20 protein-coding genes are annotated in these 24109 nt (G+C 70.4%); 6 read left to right on the top strand and 14 right to left on the bottom strand.

Features of this window, described 5'->3' with window-relative positions; genetic code table 11:
- Positions 1-136: 136 nt before the first annotated feature.
- From C7C45_RS05970 to C7C45_RS05955, 4 genes are all read left to right on the top strand, one after another.
- Positions 137-1201, top strand: a complete 1065-nt coding sequence (locus C7C45_RS05970; RefSeq protein WP_110562645.1) for a glycosyltransferase family 2 protein — start codon at positions 137-139, stop codon at positions 1199-1201.
- An 86-nt stretch (positions 1202-1287) separates the two neighbouring features.
- Entirely contained in the window at positions 1288-2385 is a 1098-nt protein-coding gene (locus tag C7C45_RS05965; RefSeq protein ID WP_167454660.1) for an ABC transporter ATP-binding protein, read from the top strand.
- Entirely contained in the window at positions 2382-3209 is an 828-nt protein-coding gene (locus C7C45_RS05960; RefSeq protein ID WP_110562643.1) for an ABC transporter permease, read from the top strand. The genes C7C45_RS05965 and C7C45_RS05960 overlap by 4 nt, the downstream gene beginning before the upstream one ends.
- A 13-nt stretch (positions 3210-3222) precedes the next feature.
- The gene (locus tag C7C45_RS05955; RefSeq protein ID WP_110562642.1) at positions 3223-4269 is read left to right on the top strand and encodes a glycosyltransferase; all 1047 of its coding nucleotides are present in this window, start codon (positions 3223-3225) and stop codon (positions 4267-4269) included.
- Positions 4270-4370: 101 nt separating this feature from the next.
- On the opposite strand, the gene C7C45_RS05950 is transcribed toward C7C45_RS05955, so the two are convergent.
- Together C7C45_RS05950 and C7C45_RS05945 are read right to left on the bottom strand one after the other, a co-directional pair.
- Positions 4371-6311 (bottom strand): DUF4082 domain-containing protein, encoded by a 1941-nt coding sequence (locus C7C45_RS05950; RefSeq protein ID WP_146247274.1) that lies wholly within the window; start codon positions 6309-6311, stop codon positions 4371-4373.
- A gap of 262 nt (positions 6312-6573) precedes the next feature.
- A complete protein-coding gene (locus C7C45_RS05945) occupies positions 6574-7440 on the bottom strand; it encodes a glycosyltransferase family 2 protein (RefSeq protein WP_110562640.1) in 867 nt (288 codons plus the stop codon).
- A gap of 131 nt (positions 7441-7571) precedes the next feature.
- On the opposite strand from C7C45_RS05945, the gene C7C45_RS05940 reads away from it, so the two are divergent.
- On the top strand, positions 7572-8429 hold the full coding sequence (locus C7C45_RS05940) for a WecB/TagA/CpsF family glycosyltransferase (protein WP_110562639.1): 858 nt from the start codon (positions 7572-7574) through the stop codon (positions 8427-8429).
- Positions 8426-9430, top strand: a complete 1005-nt coding sequence (locus C7C45_RS05935) for a glycosyltransferase family 2 protein (protein ID WP_110562638.1) — start codon at positions 8426-8428, stop codon at positions 9428-9430. Before C7C45_RS05940 ends, C7C45_RS05935 begins: the two co-directional genes overlap by 4 nt.
- A 377-nt stretch (positions 9431-9807) precedes the next feature.
- On the opposite strand, the gene C7C45_RS05930 is transcribed toward C7C45_RS05935, so the two are convergent.
- The 12 genes from C7C45_RS05930 to C7C45_RS05875 form a co-directional block, all read right to left on the bottom strand.
- A complete protein-coding gene (locus C7C45_RS05930; protein ID WP_110562637.1) occupies positions 9808-10464 on the bottom strand; it encodes a class I SAM-dependent methyltransferase in 657 nt (218 codons plus the stop codon).
- Positions 10465-10519: 55 nt separating this feature from the next.
- Positions 10520-11440, bottom strand: coding sequence for a glycosyltransferase family 2 protein (locus C7C45_RS05925; RefSeq protein WP_110562661.1), 921 nt, complete (start codon positions 11438-11440; stop codon positions 10520-10522).
- The gene (locus tag C7C45_RS05920; protein WP_110562662.1) at positions 11437-12054 is read right to left on the bottom strand and encodes a glycosyltransferase; all 618 of its coding nucleotides are present in this window, start codon (positions 12052-12054) and stop codon (positions 11437-11439) included. The genes C7C45_RS05925 and C7C45_RS05920 overlap by 4 nt, the downstream gene beginning before the upstream one ends.
- Before the next feature lie 68 nt (positions 12055-12122).
- Positions 12123-12605 carry a glycosyltransferase family protein gene (locus C7C45_RS05915; protein WP_110562636.1) on the bottom strand — a complete coding sequence of 161 codons (483 nt, stop codon included), beginning with the start codon at positions 12603-12605 and terminating at the stop codon, positions 12123-12125.
- A gap of 184 nt (positions 12606-12789) precedes the next feature.
- A complete protein-coding gene (locus C7C45_RS05910) occupies positions 12790-14049 on the bottom strand; it encodes a hypothetical protein (RefSeq protein WP_110562635.1) in 1260 nt (419 codons plus the stop codon).
- Complete coding sequence (locus tag C7C45_RS05905; RefSeq protein WP_110562634.1) at positions 14046-14948, bottom strand: sulfotransferase domain-containing protein; 903 nt, start codon at positions 14946-14948, stop codon at positions 14046-14048. The genes C7C45_RS05910 and C7C45_RS05905 overlap by 4 nt, the downstream gene beginning before the upstream one ends.
- A gap of 6 nt (positions 14949-14954) precedes the next feature.
- Entirely contained in the window at positions 14955-16544 is a 1590-nt protein-coding gene (locus C7C45_RS05900) for a lipopolysaccharide biosynthesis protein (RefSeq protein ID WP_110562633.1), read from the bottom strand.
- Positions 16541-17890 carry an O-antigen ligase family protein gene (locus C7C45_RS05895; protein WP_425271118.1) on the bottom strand — a complete coding sequence of 450 codons (1350 nt, stop codon included), beginning with the start codon at positions 17888-17890 and terminating at the stop codon, positions 16541-16543. The genes C7C45_RS05900 and C7C45_RS05895 overlap by 4 nt, the downstream gene beginning before the upstream one ends.
- Before the next feature lie 2 nt (positions 17891-17892).
- Positions 17893-19638 (bottom strand): lipopolysaccharide biosynthesis protein, encoded by a 1746-nt coding sequence (locus C7C45_RS05890; RefSeq protein ID WP_110562632.1) that lies wholly within the window; start codon positions 19636-19638, stop codon positions 17893-17895.
- Positions 19639-19786: 148 nt separating this feature from the next.
- Positions 19787-21730 (bottom strand): hypothetical protein, encoded by a 1944-nt coding sequence (locus C7C45_RS05885; protein ID WP_110562659.1) that lies wholly within the window; start codon positions 21728-21730, stop codon positions 19787-19789.
- A 214-nt stretch (positions 21731-21944) separates the two neighbouring features.
- Positions 21945-22775, bottom strand: a complete 831-nt coding sequence (locus C7C45_RS05880) for a phosphatase PAP2 family protein (RefSeq protein WP_110562631.1) — start codon at positions 22773-22775, stop codon at positions 21945-21947.
- A 28-nt stretch (positions 22776-22803) separates the two neighbouring features.
- On the bottom strand, positions 22804-23919 hold the full coding sequence (locus C7C45_RS05875; protein WP_110562630.1) for a glycoside hydrolase family 26 protein: 1116 nt from the start codon (positions 23917-23919) through the stop codon (positions 22804-22806).
- Between the last annotated feature and the right edge of the window lie 190 nt (positions 23920-24109).

Genomic DNA, 24109 nt, shown 5'->3' with positions numbered 1-24109 from the left:
CTCGAAGCAGTCGGAGGTTGTGCGTCGACGCGGAGGTACGGCACCTTGAGGAGCGGCGCGGCCATGCTTGCGCGGATCTCTGTCCACAGGCGATTGAGGGAGTCTTGGTGAGCCTGGCCGACGTGGGCGTCGCCGCATGGTGACCCGGGAACGGCCGCGCCCGTTGCGGCGCCGGCCGACCGTTTCCGTCGTGGTTCCCTGTTACAACTACGGCCGTTATCTTCCGGCCTGCGTGCAGAGCATTCTCACGCAGGAGGGCGTGGACGTCGACGTCCTGATCGTCGACGACGCCTCACCCGACGGCAGCGCCGAGGTGGCCCGCACGATCGCCGTGGATCCGCGGGTCCAGGTGATCGAGCACGTGGTCAATCAGGGCCATCTCGCCACGTACAACGAGGGGTTGGCGAAGGCGACCGGCGACTATCTCGTCCTGCTCTCCGCGGACGACCTGCTGACACCCGGTTCGCTCGCGCGGGCCACCGCGCTGCTGGAGGCGCATCCGGAGGTCGGGTTCGTCTACGGCTTCTCCGCGGCGTTCAACGACCGCACTCCCACACCACGGACCCGGGCGACCTCGTGGACGATCTGGACCGGCGCGGCGTGGCTGCGGGAGAACTGCGAGCGGGCCACCAACCCGGTGTCGACGCCCGAGGTGGTGATGCGGGCGAGTGTCATGCACGACCTCAAGGGATACGACTCACGGGTGCCGCACGCGGCGGACTTCCTGCTCTGGCTACGGGCCGCGGCCCGCGCCCACGTCGGTCGGGTCAACGGTGTCGACCAGGCCTTCTACCGCGTACACGGTGCCAACATGCATGTCCAGGAGTTCGGCGGCATGATCCGGGACATCACCGAGCGGAACGCCGTCTTCGAGATCCTCTTCACCGAGGAGGGCGACCGGGTCGAGCCGGTGCGCCACCTGCACACCGCAGCCCGGGCGGCGCTCGCCCGGACGGCGTTGTCCCTCGCCTGCCGGGCCTACGAACTGAACGACGGCGGCGACGAGTTGCCCGAGCGATTGGCCGACCTGGCGGAGAGCATCGACGCCGAGGCGCGGGGGTCACGGCTCTGGCGGCGTTACGAACGCAACGTACGCCGCGGACGGCGGCCCGAGCGTCCACCCCGGTTGCGGCGGCTGGCCGACCGGGTGGATCGCCGGGTGCGGTGGGGCTGGTGGCGTTGGCGGGGCATCCGGGTCTGACCGGCGCGGCGAACAAGCAGAACCACGAAGGTGAAGGGGCGGTTGACGGCATGTCGGCGATTTCGGAGAGACCGGTTGACATCGGCGTGGCCGATCGCCCGTCGGCCGGGCGATCGGAGACACCCACCGCGGCGGACGGCCTCGGCCGGGGGCAACGGGACGGCGCGCGCTCACCCGCCGAGGCCGAGGAGGTCCTCGTCCTGTCCGGCCTGACCAAGGTGTACGAGCCGACGCCGCGGTGGATGCGGGTCCTGGCGCGGACGCACATCAAGTCGGACGTGCTCGCGCTCGACGGCATCGACCTGACCGTTCGCGCCGGCGAGATCTGCGCGATCGTCGGCCCGAACGGCGCCGGTAAGACCACCCTGTTCCGGATAATCGTCGGCCTGACCACGGCGACGAGCGGCGAGGGCACCCTCCTCGGGCTCGACGTCGAACGGGACTCGGAGCAGATCCGCCAGGTCGTCGGCTGGATGCCGTCGGACGACCGGAGCCTGCTCATGCGGGCCACCGCCCGGGAGAACCTGCACATGCACGGCCGGTTGCAGGGCATGTCGCCGCGGCTGATGGCGACCCGGATCCCCGAGGTCCTGGCGACGGTGGATCTGGAGTCGCGGATCGACACGGTCGTCGCCGGCCTGTCGGCCGGCATGAAGGCCCGACTGAGGCTGGCGCGGGCGCTGCTGTCCGGCCCCCGGGTGCTCATCCTCGACGAGCCGACCGGTGCGGTGGATCCGATCGCGGCGCACGGCCTCCTCGACCTGATCACCGATCTCGTCCAGCGGGAGCGACTCGCGGTGCTGATCTCGTCGCACCGCCTCGAAGAGATCGAGGCGTTGCGTTCCCAGGCCCTACTGCTCGACAAGGGCCGGGTCAAGTACTTCGGCGACCTCGACAGCCTGCGGGAGCAGTGGGAGCGACCACAACTGGAACTGGTCTTCGCCTCGACCGACGCAGCCGACCAGGCGGCCGCGGATCTGACGTCGCTGGGCCTGGAGCTCACCGTCGACGGGCCCACCGTCCGGTGCTGGCTCAAGGTACGCGACGGAGCGGGTGACGTGCTGGCCGCGCTCGGTGCCGGCGCCCGGCAGGTTCGGCACGTCCGCGAGATCCCGATGCCGCTGCGGGACCTGATCGCTCGCGCCTACCGGCACGACCAGACCGCAGAGGGCGGACCGACATGAGCCTGGCCTACACCGCCCCGATCGGCCGTCGTGGCCTCTGGCGCAAGTCGCTCGACACCTGTGCCGCCTACGTCCGCATCGACCTGGTGGAAGAGCGGATGTTCCCGGCCACCACCATCCTGCGGTACGCCGCAGTGGTCTTCCCCGTGCTGCTCTACTTCTTCCAGGGCTCGTTCCTGAATGCCACCGACGCGTTCGCCTTCATGCTCATCGGTGCGAGTGTCACCGCGGGCTTCCAGGACGCGCTGACCGCGTTGACCAACCGGCTCCAGTTCGCGCAGGAACGCGGCACACTCGAGACCTACCTGGTGGAGCCCGTGCCGTGGGCGCTGATTCCGATCGCGATGAACATCTGGCGTAGCGTCACCGGCACCGTGATGGCGGCCTTCATGATCGCGTTCGGCAGCCTGTTGGGTGCCCAGATCGAGTGGCGGTCCATCCCCCTCGCGCTGCTGGTGTTCCTGGTCGGGATAGCCGCCTGCAACGCCATCGGCACCCTCGCCGCCAGCTTCATCATCCTGTTCAAGCGCGGCGAGCCGGTCATCATGCTGTACAGCCTGGCCGCGGGGGTGCTCGGCGGCACCCTCTTCCCGATCAGCGTGCTGCCGGAGTGGATCCGCTGGGTCAGCTACCTCGTGCCGCACTCCTACGTCATCGCCGCCGAGCGGCAGTTGCTGATGAATGACCCGCCGGCCGAGGGGTTGTCCCCGTTGGTGTCGCTGGCGATCCTGACCGGGTTCAGTGTGATCATGTTCGCGATTGGCCTGACCGTCTTCGACCGTTCCCTCCGGCTCGCCCGCAAGCTCGGCATCCTGAGCATCTGACGGCGAGGCGACGATGGGCCTTGAGGAGCAGGCACGGCGGGCGTACCGGGTCTATCGGCGGTACCGGCAGCACGGTCCGCCGAAGATCCGGTTACGAGGGACGTCCTCCAGGGCGCCGACCATCTACTACCTGGCCCGCGACTACAACGAACCCTCCGGCGGCATCCGCACCCTCTATCGACACGTCGACGTGCTCAACGAGGCCGGGGTCGCCGCCGCGGTGCTGCACGAGCGGCGCGGCTTCCGGTGCAGTTGGTTCCCTAACCAGACCCGGGTCACCGACGTGCGGTCGAGCCCTCTCGGACCCGACGACCTCCTCGTGGTGCCGGAGACCGACGCCCGCCTGCTGCCCCGGCTGCCGGCGAGTGTGCGGCACGTCGTCTTCAACCAGAGTGGGCACCTCACCTGGAACGTGGACGCGGAGCTGGTCACGCGGCACTATCTGGGCAGCCCCGGTCTGCTCGGCGTCATGGTGGTCTCGGAGCACAGCCAGGACCTCCTCGAATACGCGTTCCGCAGGCCGGTCCACCGGGTCCGGTTGAGCGTCGACACCGCGCTGTTCAACCCTCCCGACCGGCCCAACGGGCGTGTGCTCAGCTACATGCCGCGGCGTGGGCGGGCGGACGCCGAGAACGTCCTGCACCTGCTGCGGGCTCGCGGGGCGCTGGGCGGGTGGACCGTCGACGCGGTGGACGGCGTCCCGCAGGAGGAGGTCGCCCGGCGGCTGCGCGCCTCGACGATCTTCCTGAGCTCCTCCTACCAGGAGGGCTTCGGGTTGCCGGCGGTCGAGGCGATGGCGTCCGGGAACTACGTCGTCGGTTTCCACGGTTTCGGCGGCCGGGAGTTCTTCGATCCCGACTTCAGCCGGCCGACGCCCACCGGCGACCTGCTCGACATGGGTCGCGCGCTGGAGGAATGCCTGATCCGGGAGGCCGAGCAGCCCGGCTGGTGCTGGTCGCGGGGCGTGGAGGCGGCGCGGCACGTGCGGGCCGAGTATTCGGCCGACCGGGAGAGCGCCAGCATCCTGGCGTTCTTCAAGGAGATCGGCCACCGCCCCTGACCTCGCCGGTGCCGCACCACACGGCCCGCACCGCTCCCCCGGCCGCCGGGATTCCGGCCCCACCAGGGTGGGGCCGGAATCCGGGTGGGTAGGTCAGGACATCACGGCGTGATCTTGTAGATGTGGTACGCGGATTCCCGGGCGAACGCATCCTGCAACGCGCCGCCGCTGATCGGCACCGTCCGGTTCTCGAACAGCACCTCGGCCCGCGCCCCCTTCATTCCGGGCGGGAGCGTCAGCGTCTGGGAGCCCGTGCCGGCGGTCCGGCCCGGCATGGCGAAGACGTAGTACGAGTTCCCGTACGCCTTGAGCATCGTGTCGAGGTTCGGGTTGAACCGCCACTCGTACGACTGGGTGTTCAGCACCGGCGCCAGGGAACTCACCCGCCGGTTCAACTCGGTCACCACCGGTCGGACCGCAGCGCCACACCGATCGCGCAGCACGTGCTGGGAGAGACAGGATCCACCGAAGTTGTGGTTGAAGTACTGGATGCCCCGCGCCTCGTGGATCAGCGAGTTCAGCACCGCGCCGGCGATCTGGTCACCGGTGATGGTCGGTGTGTCGTTCTCGGTGAACGGATGCCCCACCTCCACGAACGCGAAGATCGGCTGCCGTTTGCCGTCGGCACCGTCGAGGTGACGCATCCGGTCCATGGTCCGGCCATAGTTCGCGGCGCGCCGGCAGTTTTCCGGCCGGACGCCGATGCCGGGCCCCTCGGACGGGGAGTCGCAGACGCCGGGGTCGGTGTACCAGTAGATGTCGTTGGAGACCACGTTGGTGTAGCTGTTGACGAAGCGACCCGCCTCGGCGTCGGTCTCCCAGAACATGACGCCCTTGCCGTAGTTGGCGTACCGCATCCGCCCGTCAGCAGGGAGCCGCTTGAGCATCGTCTCCTGGATCGTGTATCCACAGCGACTGTTGGCAGGTTGGCAGACCGCTCCCTGACCGGGATAGTTGCCGGTCCAGGCGGAGCTGCCCGGGCCGCCCCACATGTCCACCTCGTCGGACACCGACCAGGCGACGGTCGACGGCCCGACCTGCCGACTGTTGCCCCCGATCACGCTCATCCCGGCGCTCTCGATGAGCCGCAGGTTGCTGTTGTCGGTCGGCGCGACGTACGTGTTGATGCCGGCGCTCTTGTCCAGCGCCGTGTCCCGAGCCTCGATCACGCTCTCCTGCCACACTCCGATCGGGAAGAAGGCCGGGTTGGTCCAGCCCGCTCCCTGGGCGAACGGGTACGCCCCGTAGTAGGCGGGGCCGCCCTCCCAGGCAACACGGGGCAGGGCCAACGGATCGACCGCCGTCGGTGTCGGGCCGGGCGTCGGGGAGCGTGTCGGCGACGGGGACGTCGACGGGGTGCGGGTCGGCGAGGTGCTCGGACTGGCGGAGGCAGTCGGGGTGGACGTTCCACCCGCGGCGAGCGCGAAGACGACGTCGACCCAGTAGTTGCTGGCCTTGTAGGTCGACGTGGGGAAGCCGCTGGCGCCGTACGCGTAGACACCCGCGACGCCCGAGGTGCTCAGTGGGCCGGAGGTCACCGTCTGATTGAAGTAGTTCTGTGTCGCTCGGTACCGAGTGGTGTGGTACGAGACGACGTACACCTGTCCGGCCTCGACCGGGACCGGCGTCGGGAGCGTCACCTCCTGCCAACCCGAGGACGACTCTGTGGTCGAGGTGGCGGTGGCGAGTTTCTGGCCCCTCGCGGACCAGACGCTGACCGGGTGCGAGCCTCCGGAACCGTTCCCCTTGAGAAATCGGACGGCGGCCAGCGTCCCGCTGCTGCTCGAGGTGAAGCGCAGGCCGAGTTCGACGGGTTGGGTGTCGGGGTCGGTCGGCACGCCGGAGACGTCCGTTCCGGCGAAGAAGGAGAAGGTTCCCGGTCCGCTGGTGGCGGCGTCGGCGGCGATGACCGTCGCCGAGGCCAGGACGGCCAGGGCCGCGGCGATCGTGAAGGGCAGGCGGCCGCGACGTGGGCGGCGCCCCGGTGATGGTGGGGCGGGCGGGCGGAGGGCCGGGGGAACGGGAGGATGTTGGCTTTCCACGAGACTTGGCACCTTTCGGGTTGGATCTCTTATCGCCGCCACCCCGTTTGTTCGAGATGGACACGCCTCCCCAGTGCGTTTGTCTGACGCGGGCAGCTACCGCTGTTCCGGCCAGTCGCCGCTGCCCGGGCTAACGAGGAGCAGGAGCCGATCAGGTACGGCCCTCCGCGAGACTTAATGGTTACTTGAGAATAGGCACACCAATCGCCCGGAATGCCCATCCGGTGCTCGTACCGGCAAAAGCGACATCGTCGCCGAGGGCCTAGCGCCTGAGCTGGGGAAACTCCTGCCGCCCCCAACCGGAGCGCACACTCCACCCTGGAGAGCGCCGCTTCGCCTCGGCCAGCACGATGATCGCGACGTAGCAGGCCGCCGCCGGCAGCAGCCGGGGCGACCGGAGCAGCACGTGCCGGAGCCAGGACCAGGAACTCGGGCCGGGCACCGGGTCGACCGGAAGGCCGTACTCCGGCGGGGCCGACCGGACGAAGCGCCAGAACTCCGCGTTGCCCTCCCGCGCGCGGGCCACCCGGCGGATCAGATCTCCCGTGCGGCGCGGTGCGCGTACGCGCACCACCGCCTCGATCTCCACCTTCTCGTGCGCGCCGACCACCGCGTCGAGGAACATGTCGTCGGCCGTGATCTCGGGGATCCGATCGAAGCGGGACCTCCCCTCGGCGGAGAGCGCGATGATCCCGCGCCCGAAGAGGCGGTTGCGGAACACCGGCAGTCTGGCGTTCATCGCGTAGTAGGCGCGGACGGGCCAGGTGCTCCCCGAGGTGTCGACCAGTGGCCGGGGCACCGCCGCGACGACCCCGGGCTGACTGACGGTGGCGGCGAGTTGGCGTAACACGTCCGCCGTGACGGGCACATCAGCATCCACATAAATGAGAACGTCGCCTTTCGATGCCTGGTCAGCGGCGTTCATTGCGGCAGCCTTGGACGGCGTGGAAATTTCCAGAACGTGTACGCCGAAAGAACGAGCGACTGCGGCAGTGTTGTCGGTACATCCGTTTGCGGCGACGACGACCTCCATATCCGCGTCGAATTGCGGGGATTCGAGGAGGCGCCGCAGGACACCACCGATCCCGGCCGCTTCATTGAACGCGGGCATGATGACACTGATTCGCACGCATCGATGCTGCCAGCCCCGAGCCGAATCAACAACCGGTCGAATGGCCGAGGGCTGCCTCACGAGGAAGCCACAGATGCTGCCCGTTCGATGCCTTGCCTGTACCCGCAGCGTCGGTAGATTACTTTCCCATGCGCTCCTATGTGCACGGTTCTCGGGTCGGAAGCCGGGTCAACGTCTACGGAGTCGACTTCGACCCGCTACAGGAGAAAGACGTGATTCAGCATGTCGTCACCGAACTTGCCGCAGGCCGGGGCGGACAGATCGTAACTCCTAATGTGGACATCCTTCGACTTACTCGTCGAGATCGGGAATCACGGGCGCATGTCGAATCAGCGAGCCTGGTCGTGGCCGACGGCAAACCACTGATCTGGGCCAGCCACATTGCCGGACGGCCACTACCGGCCCGGGTCCCGGGCTCGGACCTGATCTGGAGCCTGTCGGCCGCACTGGCCGAGCAGGACCGCTCGGTCTATCTGATGGGCGGCGCACCGAGCACCCCGAGCCGCGCGGGGCAGGTCATGCGGTCCCGCATCCCGCGGCTACGGATCGCTGGACACCTCAGCCCGCCGTTCGGCTTCGACACCCACCCGGAGCAACTCGAGGAGGTCTGCGCCACCGTGGCGGCGACCCAACCAGACCTGGTGTTCGTCGGGCTGGGCTTTCCCAAACAGGAACGGGTGATCGCCCGGCTCCGCCCGCTGCTGCCCCGTGCCTGGTTCCTCGGCTGCGGCGCGGCCATCGGCTTCGTGGCGGGTGTGCAGCGACGGGCTCCGCAGTGGATGCAGCTGTCCGGGCTGGAGTGGGCGCACCGCCTGGCCAGCGAGCCGGCGCGGCTGATGCGCCGGTACCTCGTACACGACCTTCCGTTCGCGCTGGAACTGCTGGCGGTGAGTGCCCGACAGCGGCTGCACCTCCGGCCGGAGGCCCCCGCCGACCGGGTCGCGGGTGGGCCAGACGAGCCGGTCCAGGCCGGAGGACAGCGGTGAGCCGGCCCGACGTCTCGGTCGTCATCGTCTCGTACAACACGCGCGACCTGACCCTGCGCTGCCTGCGGGAACTCAGCGACAGCCGCACCGAGGACGTCCGCTTCGACATCACCGTCGTCGACAACGCCTCGCACGACGACTCCGCCGAGGCGATCGCCGAGCGTTTCCCGGAGGTGCGGCTGATCCGCCTGACCGAGAACGTCGGCTGGGGCCGTGGCGTCAACCGGGGCGCGGTCGCCAGCGACGGGGAATATCTTCTGCTGCTCAACCCGGACACCGTCCCGGTCGGGAACCCGGTCACCAACCTCCTCACGTTCGCTCGACGTCAGCCCGGGCACCGCATCTACACCGGGCGGACGCTGCACGCCAACGGCACGGACGACGGATATTCCTGCTGGGGCCTGCCGAGCCTGTGGAGCCACCTCACCTTCGCCACCGGCCTGTCGACGGTCTTTTCCCGCTACCACTGGGCCAACCCCGAGGGCCTGCCTCGCTACGACCGGCAGTCGGTGCGTGAGGTACCGGCGGTCTCCGGCTGCCTCATGCTCATCGAGCGTGACCTGTTCTGCCAGCTTGGCGGCTTCGACCCGCAGTTCTTCCTCTACAGCGACGACATCGACCTGGCGGCTCGGGCCGCCCCCCTCGGCGCTCGGCCGATCCTCAACCCGGACACCACCGTGATCCATGTCGGTGGCGCCTCGTCGAGTTCGGAGGGGCAGCGGGTGAAGATCCTTCGGGGCAAGGCCACCTACGTCCGCCGACACTGGTCTCCGCCACGGGCCCGGCTCGGCATCGGCCTGCTGGCCGCCGGTGTCGGGCTGCGGGCCGTCGGCACGAGACTGCTCGGGTCCCGTAGCGTCGACTGGGTCTCCATCTGGCGGCAACGCCACGTATGGTCGGCCGGCTGGCCGCAGATCGACGAGCCCCGGCCGCCGCAGGACCCCAGCCGTGTGGCGCCGCGGCCGATTCCGCCCCTTCGGCATCGAACGCCATTCGGATAACCGTCTCACGCTTCTGCGTGGACCTGCCGCCCGGTCCAACCAGTGGGACTCGATTGCACAATCGGCCACAATCCGAATCCCCACCAGAAAGACGACGCGGCTCAAACGCTCGTCCGAGAGTCCGGACATCGATGACGTACCTGAGGCACGTACGAGTTTTCCTGCGCCTGCTCGACCGGACCACTCTGCCAGCTTGATTACCGGTGATTCCACCCAGAGTCATATTGTCGACAACGGGCCGAGCACGGGCCACCGCGAGCGGCTCAGCAAGGTGAAGGAAAATCGGGCGGCGACGCGTTCGACAAGCGACACGGCAACCCGCACAATGCCGTTTGCACATCGCGTCGCGGACATGCTGGCGACCCGGCGATCGTCGGTCAGTGCCGCCGGATGGCGATGATCGACTTGGTCAAGCCGAGCAGACGCTCGTTACGGATGGTGGCGTCCGGAAACAGGTAGCGGAGTTCGGCGCGACCAATCAACTCGGTGGTCAGGACCTGCCTCATGGCCGCCTCGTAGGACTTGCCGGGGGAATACGCGAGCGGCCACCTACGCGCCACCACCACCCGCGCCGACACCGGCAGGAACTGCATTCCCGGCGCCACCCAGTGTGGCTCGACCGGGAAGTAGCGGTACGGCGTCTGCACCCAGTACGCGCGCCCCAACGCACGGACCGCCTCGGCCATCCGGCGACGACGTTCGTGGCCACCCACGTGCTCCAGGACGCTGTTGCTGAAGACGAGGTCATAGGTGCGGCTGAGGATGCTCCTGGGCAACTCGCAGGCATCGGCCTGGTCCGCCTCGGCCCAGTCGGGCAGATCCGCCGGCAGCGGCTCCACGTTGACCACGTGCACGTGTGCCGGCCGGACGGGGACCCGGGCCCAATTTTCCACCCGGCCACCCAGGTCGAGGACGGTCATGTCCGCCAGGCTCGGGAACGTGTCCGACAGCCACGCCGCGCGCAGCGCCCGCCGTTTCGCGCCCAGCGAGGTCGGTGAGTCGACGAGACGGAACCTGAGCGCGTGGAGCTTCATGGATGCGTGTCCTCCGCTCTGCTGATGGTGTCGATGACGCAGGAGTTGCCTCGCCTCAGATGCCCCGACCACGCCTGTGCAGCGTGCGCAGCACCGTGTCGGCACGGAGCACCCTCCCGGCCACCGCGAGCGCGAGGTACGCGCGCGGCTCGCGCGGGTTGCGCCGGAGGGCGTGCCGGGCCCAGCGCAGCGCCGCCCGCCGGTCGCCGGAGGCGGCGTTGGCGAAGGCGATCTGTCCCGAGACCCGCGCCGCGCCGGCCGGCTGCGTGCCGAACTCGGGGTAACGCTCCAAGAGCCACTGCAACGCCGCGGAGATGGTCTCCCAACGCTGCGCGAAATAGGACTGTTTGTGCCAGCGCACCAGCACGTACGGCGTGCACAGGTTGACCAGCGGCGCGCTGCGCGCCGCGCGGAGCAGGAAGTCGTAGTCCTCCGCGTAGCCGCCGGGAATCTCCTCGTCGACCAGTCCGAACCCGGCGCGCAGCGCGGCGGCGCGGATCAGGAACGTGGACGGGTGCAGCTCGGTCATCCTGTCCCGCAGCAGGTCGGCGAGGGTGACCGAATCCCGGGTCAGCACCCGGTCGACGGTCTTCCCCTCGTAGCTGACCCGGATGCCGCAGGTGACCACCTCCGCGCCGGGGGCTGCGGTGAGCGCCTCGACCTGGGCCCGCAGCTTGCCGGGCAGCCACTCGTCGTCGTCGTCGCAGAACGCGACGAAATCCCCGACGGCGGCGAGGGCCCCGGAGTTGCGCGCGCCCGCCAGGCCCGGGGTCCGCTCGTTGGGGACCACCCGGATCTGGCGGTCCCGGCGAGACAGCCGCGTCAGCGATTGATCCGGCTCCGACTGGTCGTGGACCACCACCACCTCGACCGGGCCGGGGTAGTCCTGGTCGAGGATGGCCCGCACCGCGGCCCGGAGCAGTTCCGGACGGTCCCGGGTGGGCACGACCGTGCTCACGCTGGGGTGTCCGGTCATCGCCGCTCCCCGTGCCGGGCCGTCAGGAGCCACGACCACCATCTCGCGCGCTGCCGCTGTCCGGCCGACGCGGCCACCAACTCCTCCACGATCCGCCCGACCTGCTCGACCGCCGCCCGGCGTGCCTTGGACGCGTCCGGGTCCGCCGCGACGGTGAACCGGAACGGGTCGGCGAGCCCGGCGTTGAGTGCCCCGATCACCGCCTCGCGGGTCTCCGCCAACGCCACCATGCCGGCCGCGCCCAAGCGGCGGGCGAAGAGCAACTGGTGGTCGTCGACGTGCTCGCCTCGGGCCGGGTCACGGGGGGTGACGATCGGCAGATGCCCCTGTCTGCGTGCCTCCAGAATGGTGGCAGGCCCGGCGTGGCAGACCACCAGGTCGGCCTCGGCCATCGCGGTCTGGAGTTCGCCGTGGCCGAGGAACGTCACCGCCCCGGGGACCGCGGGCGCCCGGGTGTGTCCGTGCTGGATGGTCAGCCCGACGTCCTCGACGCCGCGGTGCCAGTCCTCCAGCCAGCGGATCAGGCGGTCGAAGGGGTGCGTGTCGGTGCCGACGGCGACCAGCACCCGGGCCCGGGCGAGGTCACCGGAGCGGCGCGGTCGGGACAGCCCGATGCTGGGTGCCGGTCGGGGTCGACCCGCGGCGACCCGGTGCGCGGGGACATTGCCGAGACTCTCCGGGCTCACAACAGCGGCCCCACGACGGTGGCCTCCGGATACTGCCGCCGCTGCTCATCCCACTGCACGAGCATCGCGGAGAGGAACGGCCGGCAGAGTCGGGCGGTCACGGTCGCGGTGTCGATGCGGTCGTACACCTCGATGTAGACGGTGGGGACGCGCCAGAGCCGGGCCAGCAGCACGAACGGGACGGCCACTCCGGCTCCGGTGGTGACCACCGCGGCGACCCGGCGTGACCGCAGCACCCGCCAGGCGAGGACGGTGTTGCGCAGCAGGTTCGGCACGTTGCGGGTGGTCGGATGGTATGCCGGGATCAGTTCTTCGCCGCCGAGTTGTGAGACCGCCTCGGGTGTGTCGAAGGTGATCCAGCAACGCCGCCAGCTCTCGTACCACGGACGCAGAGCGAGCAGTTGGGCCAGATGGCCGCCACTGGAGCCCACCAGGAGCAGGACCCCGGGATCGTCGGCATTCTCGTTTGTCGTGTCCACGCGACTCCCCACGAGTGCTTGGATTTTCGGTGGCAGCCCTGCAACAGCAGATCACACCTCCCCAGTCGGTGAACAGTGCGACCGAGTCGACACGATCATTCACATCAATGATCACCATGGGCGTGGAATGCCTTTCTCATCGTCCGAGGTCGATGGCAGCCGGGACATTGCCGATCTCGAAGGATCAGTCCGCACGTCGTTTCTCGATGACGTCCAGCAGGGCGGGGTGCAGCGCGGCGTTCCAGCCCGCGCCGGCATCGGCGAGCCGCCAGACACGCAGCCACATCTCCAGCAGGTAGGCGTCCGCCACCAACCCTCGGGCGGCCGGCCCGAGCCCCAGCTCCGCGCCGTACCGGTCCAGGTGGGCGTCGACGGCCAGGGCCGCCGCGGCGGCTGGCGCGTCCCGGAGGACCAGGGCCCGCTGGAACGCGTCGTGGGCCAGATCGAAGCCGAGCGGAACGCCCGGCCCACTGTGCTCCCAGTCCCAGGCCACGAGGCGGCCAGCGTGCACGCCCAGGTTCCAGGGCACCCAGTCGCCGTGCCAGTGCCCGAACTCGACGGCCGTGCCGCCGTGTCGGCGCGCCAACCCGGCGACGGCGGTGACCGCTCGGCCACCGTCCGGTGTGCTGGCGGCGGCGCGCTCGGCCTCGACGGTGAGCCGGACCAAAAACGGCGACCCGGCCAGCCGTCGCGGTGGCTCCGGAGGGCCGCCCCGACGAGCGACCGCCACCAGCGCGGCGATTCGGGGTGCGCCGACCGCCACCCCCCGCACGGCCGGCGGCAGCGGTTCGACGAGCGCGACCGTCTGCCCGCCGACGGCCGTCTCGGCGAGCAGTCGGGGTGCCGCCGGATGGTCCGGCGCTCGGGTCGCCGTGGCCAGGTCGCGCAGGGCCGCCGCCTCCGCCGTCACCAGGGCCCGGGTGGCGCCGTTCCAGCCGATCTTCGCGTACCCGAGGGCGCGACCGTCGGGCGCGAACAGTTGCAGGGTCGGCTTGTGGTTCGGGTCCGGCGGGCGGACCCCGCAGGCCGCGTAGACCGCGGGCGCACCGAGCGCGGCGCCCAGCCGCCCGGTCAGCAGCACCTCGTCGGCCGCGACCTCGTCGGGTAGCGACACGGTGAGCCGGGGGAACGGTGCCAGGTCGATCGCGCCCACCCGGGCCAGCGCGCCCAGCGCGGCCCGCACCGCCCGCACTCTCCAGGGGCGCAACGCGTTGTACGCCAGCAGCGAGGCGGCCGTGGCGCGCGGCGCGTCGAGCGGCAGCAGGAACCGTGCCCGGGACAGCGACGGGACGACCGCGTACCGGGCGACGGCGCGGTGCCCGGGCGGCGGTGGACCGCTCACGGTGAGTGCGATGCGCGCATCGCCGAACACCGCCCGGGTGACCCAGCCCAGTCCGTCACCGCGAGAACGAGGATCGCAGGAAACGGTGGCCCGCGCCGTCACGGTGCCCGGTCCGGCCAGTCGAGGTCCAACCCCAGCCGCTGCCGTAGGGCCTCGTTGTGCGGTCGGTAGTACCCGGTCAGCTCCGCTCGCACCGCCGGATCCAGCGGTGCCGAACGGCGCTCGTTGTAGACCTTGAAGGTGGGCAGGTCGTGCGCGGGCAACCCCAGGAAGTCCACCGTCGCGCGGTAGGCGCCGCGGGCGTCGCGGTAGAGGTCCTCGCTGGGCAGGAACAGGATCCGCTCGCGGTCGAACCGGTCCAGCCACGGCTCCAGATGCTCCAGGTAGCGCCCCCGGGCACGGTAGGTGTACCAGTCGTAGGGCTCGCTGAAGGACTCCGGCTCGGCAATCAGACGCTCCCGCTCCCCCGCCGTCCGCTCCTCCTCGGCGGCCAGCGCGTCGGCGAAGTCCAGCGGCTCGACGCCGTGCGTCCGCCGTTCCTTCCAGTGCGAGTACGCCCGCTCCACCGGGTCCCGCAGCAGCACGATCAGCCGCACCGTGGGCATCAGCGCGGCGACCCGCTGTGCGGCGAGCGGGTGGAACATGTAGAGCGGAGCTGCCTCACCAACCCGGACCGGCCCGCCGTACCGGCCCTGCAGCGTCGCCCGCTGCCGGGACGTCGGGAAGTGCGAGCGGTACCAGGCCTCGCCCCGGTGCCAGTTCTCCTCGAAGTAGTGCGAGGCCTTGGTGTTCCAGGCGGGGAAGAGGCGCGGCACCAGCGGGTGCTGGATGAGGTAGTTCCACAGTGAGGTGGTGCCGCCCCGCTTGGTGCCGATGATGAGGAAGTCCGGCAACGGCCGCCGATCGCTGGTGCGTACGCCGTAGTCGACCAGAGAGTCCTTCACCCGGTCGGTCACCCGGCTCGGCACCATCTGCTTCACCCGGTCACGGATTGACGACACGGCTCTTCACCTGCCCTTCGGCGACGTCGAGTTGGCACCCGCCGATGCCGCCTCGACGTCGCCACGGAGTTGCCTCATGGTCACCCGGACGAACCGTCGTACGTCGGGCACCGTCACCAAGCCGACGCAGCCGACGGCCAGCACGCTCAACGCCACCAGCAGGCCGGGGAGCCCCCGGCCGCCCGCGAGCACGCCGGCCAGGGCTGCGGCTCCCACCCCGACGACCACCCCGGCCGCCGCGCGCAGCAGCGTCGCGTCGACCAGCGGCTGACCCAGCGCCGCCCGAGCGCAGCCGAACGCGGTCAGGTTCTCGGTGGCGATGCCGGCCGCCCAGGCGACGGCCGCGCCGGTCACGCCGTACCCCGGGATCAGCCACAGCCCGACGGAGACGGTGACCACCAGCCCGATCACCGTCGCGGTCAGGTGCAGGCCGCTGCGACCGCCCATCAGCAGCAGGCTCTGCACGTTTCCCACACCGGTGTTGACCAGCATGGCCAGGGCGAGCACGGTCATGCCGGTGGCGCCGGCGGTGAACTCGGGTCCGAAGAGTTCGAGGAACCCCAGCCCGAACACCGCGAGCAGCAGGTAGACCGGCCACGACAGCACCAGCGCCCAGCTGGTCAGTTGCCGGTGCACCGCCGCGGCGGCGACCCGTTCGCCGCGCCCCAGCAGCCGGGACAACTGCGGCGACACCGCGACCCGCAGCCCCTGCATGGCCAACTGTCCGGCCAGGATGTAGCGACCGACCGCACCGAAGACGCCAGCGTCGGCCTGCCCGGCGAGCACCGAGGTGAGCAGGACGCCCACCCAGACGGCGCTGGCGTCGATCGCGGCGGACGCGGCGCGGGGCAGCGCGAACCTCCAGAACGCCGACCAGTCGGCCCGCTCGGGTCGCAGCGCCGCACCCCGGCCGACGCCGAGCGGACCCACCACCAGCGCCAGGCAGACTCCGACGGCGAGCGCCGCCGGGAGCAGCCAACCGGTCAGACCGACCAGCACCCCACCACCGGCAATGGCCGCCACACCGACAAGCACCGGTCGGGCGACCGGCACCAGGACGGACTGCACGACGACGTACGCCCGGATCGGACGGACGCAGCGCACCACGGCGAGCAGGAGTGTCATCGCCACCACCAGCGGCACCGCCGCGAAGCTGGCCACGATCAGGGGCGTACCGCCAGCGCCTGCGTCCAGCAGGCGGGGCCCGAGCGCACCCGCCGCGAGAACCCCGACGAGGCCGACGACCACCGCGGCCGCAAGCGGCGGTAGGAGGGCCACCGGAAGCACCCGGGCGGCGTCGCCGCGCCCGCCGAGACGCCGGCGAGGCAGCATCCAGATGAGGCCGGTCTCCGCACCCAGGGCGCAGACAGCGGCGGTGACCGTGACGATGCCGACAGCGGTGAAGAACGCCCCCGAGCCGACCGTGCCGTAGCCGCGGGTGATGACGACCACCAGCAGAAAGCCGAGCAGACCGTTGACGGCGGCTCCGGCCAGACCCACGACACCGGTACGGACGCTGCTCCGGGCCGCGGTCGCGGCGTCGACGGAGGGCTGGTCGTGGCCGGAGTCGACGGCCGGGTGGGTGCCGGCCGTCATCCCGCAACGGTCCTTCGAAGGCGGGTGGGAGGTGCCCGGTCAGGGCGCCGAGGGCCCGCTTCCCGCTCGGCGAGCGCCATCGCGACGCCGACCCCGAAGAAGACGATCGTGATGGTGGGGTCGGCCATGCCGTAGAACGGGACCTGCACCAGGCAGATCACCGGGACCACCGCCAGCCACTGCCCGGGCGCCGAGCGGGCCCGCGCGCTCCGCAGCGCGACGATCACCAGCCAGGCGAGGAAGCAGAGCAACGCCGGTATGCCGTGGCTGAACAGCACCATCCAGAGCTGCCCCTGGGTGCCGACGGGCACCTCCGCCGTGACCGTGTCCACGCTGACCGGCGCACCGTAACCGAGCCACGGCGAATCCCCGATCCGGCGGATGACCTCCAGGTAGAGGGAGAGCCGGTCGGTGTTCGTGTCGCTCGACTCGACCCGGTTGTTGATCAACTCGGCGACCGGGATCAGCAGCGCGGTGAGCCCGCCGATGACCAGGACCCCGACGACGGAGGCACCCACCCGGACGTTTCCCCGCAACGCGGCCCGCACGCCGAGCACGCCCAGGCCCACGCCGAGGCTCACGAACATCACCCGGTTCAGGGTGAGGAAGGTCGGCGCCAACGACAGCGGCAGCGACACCAGCAGCGCCCAACGGAGGAATCCACGGCGGCGCAGCATGGTGTACGCCACGACGCAGGGCAACGTCATCGCGTACGCGCTGCCGTAGTTGTTGGTGTACGGGAACGGCGCCGCCGGACGGTAGATCGGGTTGAGCGACAGCTCGCTGTACTCGGCGGCGCTGATGTGGACCAGATCCTGCACGTACGGGTGGCCGACCAGACCGGCGGGCAGCAGCATCTCCATCGGGGTGGTCAGCGCGAAGCGCGGCGCCAGCACACCGAGCCAGCCCAGCAGGACCAGCCCGAACCAGAACGCGCAGATCGGCACGAGCGCCGCCGCCGGGTCGGCTCGCTCCCTGGCATACACGTACACGTAGCCGCCAACCACGAGAGCGGTGACGTAGTAGCCCAGCCGCAGACCGAAGGGGAGCAGCGAGATCGGCGAGGACAGTTGGGTGGCGCTGAGGAGCACCAGGGCCAGGAACAGCAGCCAGACACCGGTGGCCGGCGGCAGCGGCACCCGCCCCCGGACGATCAGCAACGCCAGCAGCACCGCGCCGCACAGCGGCCAGATCAGGTAGAACGCGCCGGCCAACCACCACAGCGGGACCAGACCGAACATGATCAGCAGCGGCCAACGGGGCAGCCGCGGTGGCAGCGGCGCCGCGACGGCCGACGGGCCCTCCCCCTCCGGCTCACTGGCCGCCAGGGCGAGGGTGACCGCCACCGTCAGCCCCGTCCGCTGCCGGTGAGCACGAAACCCAACGGGGTGACGCCAGCCGCACGAAGCCGCTCCGCGAGCCGGCGCAGGTCGCTGTGGCGGGTCCTGTCCTGTTCGACAACGATGACCGCGGTGCCCTGGCGGGCCACCGCGACGCCACGCTCGTCGGCCTCGGAGGGTGGCGCGTTGAAGAGCACGACCCCGGTGGTGACGCGCTGCCGCCACGTGCCGAAACGCACTCCGCCGGCGCCCACGGGCACCTCGTCCGCGTTGTTCCCGGCCGTACCCATGCCGTTCGCGGTCGCGTTCAGACTCGTTCGCGGCAGGGTCAGGGTGGCGTCCGGGTCCTTCGACGGATGGCTGCCGACCGGGTAGGGAGACGGGCGGCGGGTGGGGACCTGGCCGATGACCCCCGTGCCGCTGACCGAATCGGCGCCCCGGGGTTTCGGGACGAGCGGACGGGCCGGGTTGGCCGCTGCGGGCAGGTGTTCCCGGTCCGCCAGCACCGCGGCACGCAGCCTCTCCAGGCGACCGCTGTCGTCGGCCACATAGACGTCCCGGCCGGTCGCGGCGAGCGCGACGGCCAGGGAGGCGGTGATGGCGCTCGGGTCCTCACGCGTGGTCAGCAACGCCACCCGGGCCGGCTCGCGAACCCGCTCGGCGATCGCCATCGCCACGTACCGGATGTCGGCGTCCACCACCTTCCGCCGGCCGCCGAAGAGTTGGCCACCGAACAGCCCGCCACCGAACGCCCCGCCGCCGAACGCCCCGACGCTGGACGATCCGCCGCCGGACAGCCGGGCGGCGGACAGCCGGGCGGCGGACAGCCGGGCGGCGGACAGCCCGCCGGTGGACAGCCGACCACGCACGGTGCCGAGCAGCGGCAGGCCGGTGACGTCACGTCCGTCGTGGACCGATCGGACCCGGCGGTCCGCCGACTCCCAGGCGAACGCCAGCACCACGCCCAACAGTGCGCCGCCGAGAAGCCCGGCCAGCACGTACAACAGGATGTGCCGACCGGAGGAGACCAGAACATTTTCCGCGCTCTGCGTGATCCACCCCGGATTGACGTCGACCGCCGCAATTTCCGTCCGCGCCGACCTCAACTGGGTGAGCTGATTGTTGCTGCCGCCCAGTTCGGCGATGGCGGCGTCCAGCGAACCATCCCGCGCGCTCACGATTCGCCGCTGCAGAACCTGCCGCTGCCTGTCCACCTCCACGATGCTCTCGTCGTAGCGCTTCAACATCTCGGCTCGCTGCTTCTCGTACATCGTCCGTCGTACGTCGAGGTAGGTCTGCGCGGCGAGGTTGACGTTGCGTACGGCGTCGTCGGCCGAGCGACCGGTGTACGAGAAGCGGAGGATCTGCCCGCCGGTCGGTACCTCCACCTCGAGAGCGTCCCGTACCTCGCGCTGGTCCCCGCCCTCGGCGGCGAGCCGCTGCACGACCTCGGTCCCGGTGGCGATGCCGCTCTCCACGTTCATGTTCACCGCCCGGTCGGCGGCGGCGCCGCTCGGAGTGAACGCGTCGGTGACGACCGGGCGTACCGCCACCACGGCGCTCGCGGTGACCGCGCTGGGCATGAGCAGGACGTACCCGAGGACGGCGAGGAGGCCAACGGCGGCGACCGCCCCCACCAGCCGGATCCGGTGCGCCGGGACGCGGAGCAGGTCCGTCAGGGTGAGCGTCCGGGCCGACGTGCCCCCACCGCCGAGCGCGTCGGCGGACCAGGAGCCGGGAGGTGCATCAGCCATGAAACTTCACCGTCTGTCGTGAGTTGCCGGGACGTGTCGACGCCTGCGACAGGCGGGGCACACCCCCTCGTGACGCTTCGGACCGGCGACGTGGCCCGCCGCCGGCCCGATCGCGATCCATCGATTCTCTCTGACGGTGGGCCCTCCGTCACTGCACCGAGAAGAAAATCCGGGGCGTGGACCAGCTCAGTCCTCCGCTCGCCGGTGCGATCACGGTGCTGGTCGCGCCGTTGACGGCGACGTCGGCCCTGGGATCGAACGACACGCCGCGCAGCGTGCCGTCGCTCCCGCCGTACACGATCCGGCCGCCGACCCAGGCCATGCCGCGCACCGACGACCAGGTGACACCCGTGGTCTGCAGGCTGAACTCGGTGGCGCCCAGGTAGTTGCCGTCGATCTCGAAGTAGCGGTAGTAGAGCGCGTTGGCACCGGTACGGGTGTAGTACAACCGGCCGTCGAGATAGAACGCCCCGGTCATCCCCGCGGCGTTGAACCAGTCGTTGAACCCGGACGACTCCCAGGGGACGCCGACGGCACCGCCGTTGAACATCGAGACGTCGATCCGGCTGCCGGTGGGGGCACCGGCCACGGTGTGCGCCCAGTAGATGCGGTCGCTCACCCGCCAGGTCGCGCCGGCACTGGTGTAGTTGGGTTGGCTGACCGTGGTGGGGGCGCCGACACTCGCGCCGTTGAACGAGGCCTTGGCCAGTTGGCCCTCGCCGGTGCCGAGGTAGAGGTTGCCGGTGGTCGCGGTCGGCGGGTTCTTCGGGACCACGGTGCGACCGCCGTCGAGTGGGAACATTCCGAGCCGGCCGTGGTACTCGCTGCCCATTCCGTCGGAGTTGTGGCCGAAGTAGAGCCCGTCGCTACCTCGCCAGAGCACGGGGACCTGCGAACCCCAGTTGCTCGTGCCGGCCGGCATGGACGCGCTGCCGCGACGGCCGGGATTCCAGGCCACCGGCAGACCGGTCGCCGGAGTGACGGCGGCGATCCCGAGTCGGTCGATCGCGCCGTCGCCGGCCGCGTCGGTGGCGTTCGGGTTGTTCAGCCAGCGGAAGTGCCCGCCCAGGTAGATGACATTGTCGGCCACCTCCACGGAGGTGATGGTGTCGTTGCCGGTGTAGTCGACCCAGGTGCCGAGCTGACCGCCACCCCGGTTCGCGGTCTCGAACCGGATCAGCGCGTCGCAGTACGCCGCCGGCCACCCGGCACCGCCGTTGGTGCCGACGACGAACCAACTGCCGTCCGCACCGAACTTCACATCCTGGACGTAGTGCACGAAGGTCTCGGGTGCCGCGCACGGCGTGACGAACTTCTCGGTGCTCCAGTCCAGCAGCGTCGGCGTGCCCGAAAGGTCGATCATCGCCATCTGGTTGCGGGACAGTCCGTTCACGAGGGTGAAGTTGCCACCGGCGATCATGGTCCGCCCGTTCGGCGTGACATCGATCGTCCAGCCGTACGAGCCGGTGCCGTGCCTCCCGACCGTGGCGTTGATGTTGAACGTCGGGTCGATCGCGCCGGTGGTGGCGTTGAGTCGACCCAGCCCGGAGTGTGCCGCGCCGTTCAACCAGTTGAAGGCGCCCGCGACGTAGAGCCAGTTGCCGCGCAGCACCATGTCCCGGATCATGCCGCCGTCCGAGCGACCGACCCAACTGTCGATGGTCGCCCCGGTCGTCGGGTCCAGCGCCACCAGGTTCTTCCGGGAGACACCGTTGACGGTCTTGAAGCCGCCGCCGACGATGAGCGTGCCGTTCGGGCCGGCGAGCAGCGTGTTGACCGGGCCGTCGAGAACCGGCAGGAACGTGGTCGAAATGGTTCCGCTGGACCGGTCGTACGCGAACAGGTAACTCTGGTTGAGCCACGCCGCGGCGGCGTTCTGCCGAATCTGGGTGAAGCTGCCCCCCACGTACACCCGCGAGCCGACCTGCGCGAAGGCGCGGCTCTCACCATCGCGGCCGTGCGGTGTGACGTCGGCGGGATTTGTCGACACCAGGGTCGCCGTCTCCGGGGCCGGCACCACCGCGGCCGAGGCGGCCGAGGGGACCGTCAACACCGCGGCTACGGTCAGCAGACCGACTGCCGCCGCCCGGATACGAAATCGTGCAGATCGCCGAGAGGGCCTGACTACGGGCACGCTATGCCTCCAGGTTGGACGAGAACCCACGTAGCGTGCCCCCTCGGTCACGGTTGGCGATATCCGCCGATTGGGCGGTCGCTGGCACAAACGCGACGGCGGCGGGTCGTTTCGCTGTCGGGTGTCAGACACCACGGGTGAGCCGTGGTCGAACGGCGATACGACGAACGGGTCAGGCGGTGGTCGTGACCTCGACGGGTGCCGCGTTCGCGGACCGTACGGGTGGACGCACCCGCCCGTCGGCGACGAGGACCGTCAGCACCAGCACGCCGAGCAGCAGAGCGCCGAAGATCCAGCCGCCGAGCACGTCCGTGAGCCAGTGCTTCTCGGCGTAGATCCGGGTGTAACCCTCCACGGAGGCCAGCACCGCCAGCCCGGTCGCGATGGCGATGCGGCCGCGTCGCGGAACCTTCCAGGTCAGGCCCGCCAGCACGGCGATGGTGCCGAACGTGAGCAGGACCCGGGCGCAGCCGCCCGAGGGATAGGTGCCGACGTCAGCGGGTGGGTGGCCCCGGTCCACGGTCAGCGCCAGGATCTGCTGGGTGTACTGCTCGACGACGAACTGCATCGGCAGCGCGATCAGCGGGATCCACCAGCGACGTCGCCGCCAGGCGAGGACGAAACCGACCGCCGCGACCACCGTCACCCACTTGAGCGGGTACCGGTCCCCGAGCGGGGTGACGAACGAGTTGAGGTCGGCCCACCCGTCGGCACGGCGGGCGTGCACGTAGTCGAAGACCGGATGATCGACGGACCGCTCCAGTCTGGACAGCGCCTCCCCGAGCGGCCAGCAGATCGTCACCACCGCCGCCATCCCGGCGAACAGGACGACGAGAGCGGCCCCGCTTCGGCCGAGAGCCTCGGTGAGCCCGGCCACCGCGACGCGTAGTCGGTCCGCTGCTCGGCTCTCCAGTGCGGCCGGAACCCATCGGGTTGCCACCACGGGGATCAGGACGGCCGGCACCAGCACCGACGCTGCCCCCAGAACGTAGATCAACACCATCGGCCCTCCTCCACCCTCCGTGCGAGCGTCAGCGGCTGCCTCCGGTGGGCTGCCGCAGGTACGGATCCTGTCCGGCCTGCGCGAAGCCCGCCACCGCCGAGGCGTCGTGGTTCATCGTCATGTCGCAGCTTGCCGTACGGCTGGTCATGCCCGCCGAGTTGAAGTAGATGGCGGCCTTGATCTTCGGGTGTGCTCGCAGCGCTGCCGGGACCTCCTGGAACCAGCGCCGTTTGGCTCCCAGGTCGGCGGAGTTGAAGTTGGTGCCGAACTCGGCGAGCATCCGGGGCTTGCCGGCGCCGATGCCGCTGTCGTCCAGCCAGTCGTAGAAACCGCCGACCGTCGTGCTCGGGCTCTTCCACACCGTGCTGCCGTTGCAGACGTGGAAGTTGTACGGGTCGTAGGCCACCCAGTCGACGTAGCGGTCACCGGGGTACAGGCCGGCGTACCGGGAATAGTGCCCCGCCCAGCCCATCATCGTCCAGACCCAGACCGCGTTGGTCGTACCCGCCGTGGCGAACCGGTCGTGGACGTAGCGCCAGGCCCGAACGAAGTCGGCGTCGCTGCCCTTGGTCGGCTCGTCCTCCGGCTCGTGGTCGAAGCCCAGGAAGACCGGCACGCCGGCGGCGCGGATACGACCCGCGACCGCGTCGATGGTCGCGTCGTGCCGGCCGCTGTAGACATCGGCCCAGGTGAGGGTGGTGCCGGCGGAGAAGTCGCGGGACTCCCAGGCGAAGAACAACAACCGGCCCTCACGCATCTGCCGCACCTCGTACGCGTCGGGGAACGCACCGTTGCTGCCGGCGTTGGAGAAGTCGTGGTAGCGGTGCACGATGTCGAACCTGCGCCCGACCTGCGTCTCCACGTCGGTGACAGCCTTGCCGTGGTCCCAGCCGCCGGCCGCCCCGGCGGGTGAGTACATGCCCCACCAGGCACCGCAGGAGGGCACGAGCTTGTCCGACACCCAGCCGCATCCGCCGGCCGTGGCGGAGGGCGCCCGGATCGACGGATCATCGCTGGCCAGCAGCGGCATCATGGTCGCCACGATGCCGGCGACCACCGAACCGCCGACCACGCCGACGGCGATCGCCCTGCGCCGGTGTGCGGTGCGGGTCCGAGTGCTGCGATGCAGTCCATGCCTGGCCAAGGAAACTCCCTGTATCTGCTTCCGTAACGCTCAGCAGCGTATCGATGACCAGGTGGTGTCGCATGCAGGACAGTTTCCCGTAAGCGCGTCTTAACTCTCAGCTAAGTTCGCCACCATCACCCGACCCCGGGAGGCTGCGGCGACCGTCGGTCACCTCAGTCAGGACGGATGCGGTAGTGAGCGGTATACC

The organism is Micromonospora arborensis, from assembly GCF_003205615.1.
GTDB classification, from domain to species: Bacteria; Actinomycetota; Actinomycetes; order Mycobacteriales; family Micromonosporaceae; genus Micromonospora; species Micromonospora arborensis.
Note: the sequence above shows the minus strand (reverse complement) of the source record. Positions and strands in the feature narration are given on the sequence as shown.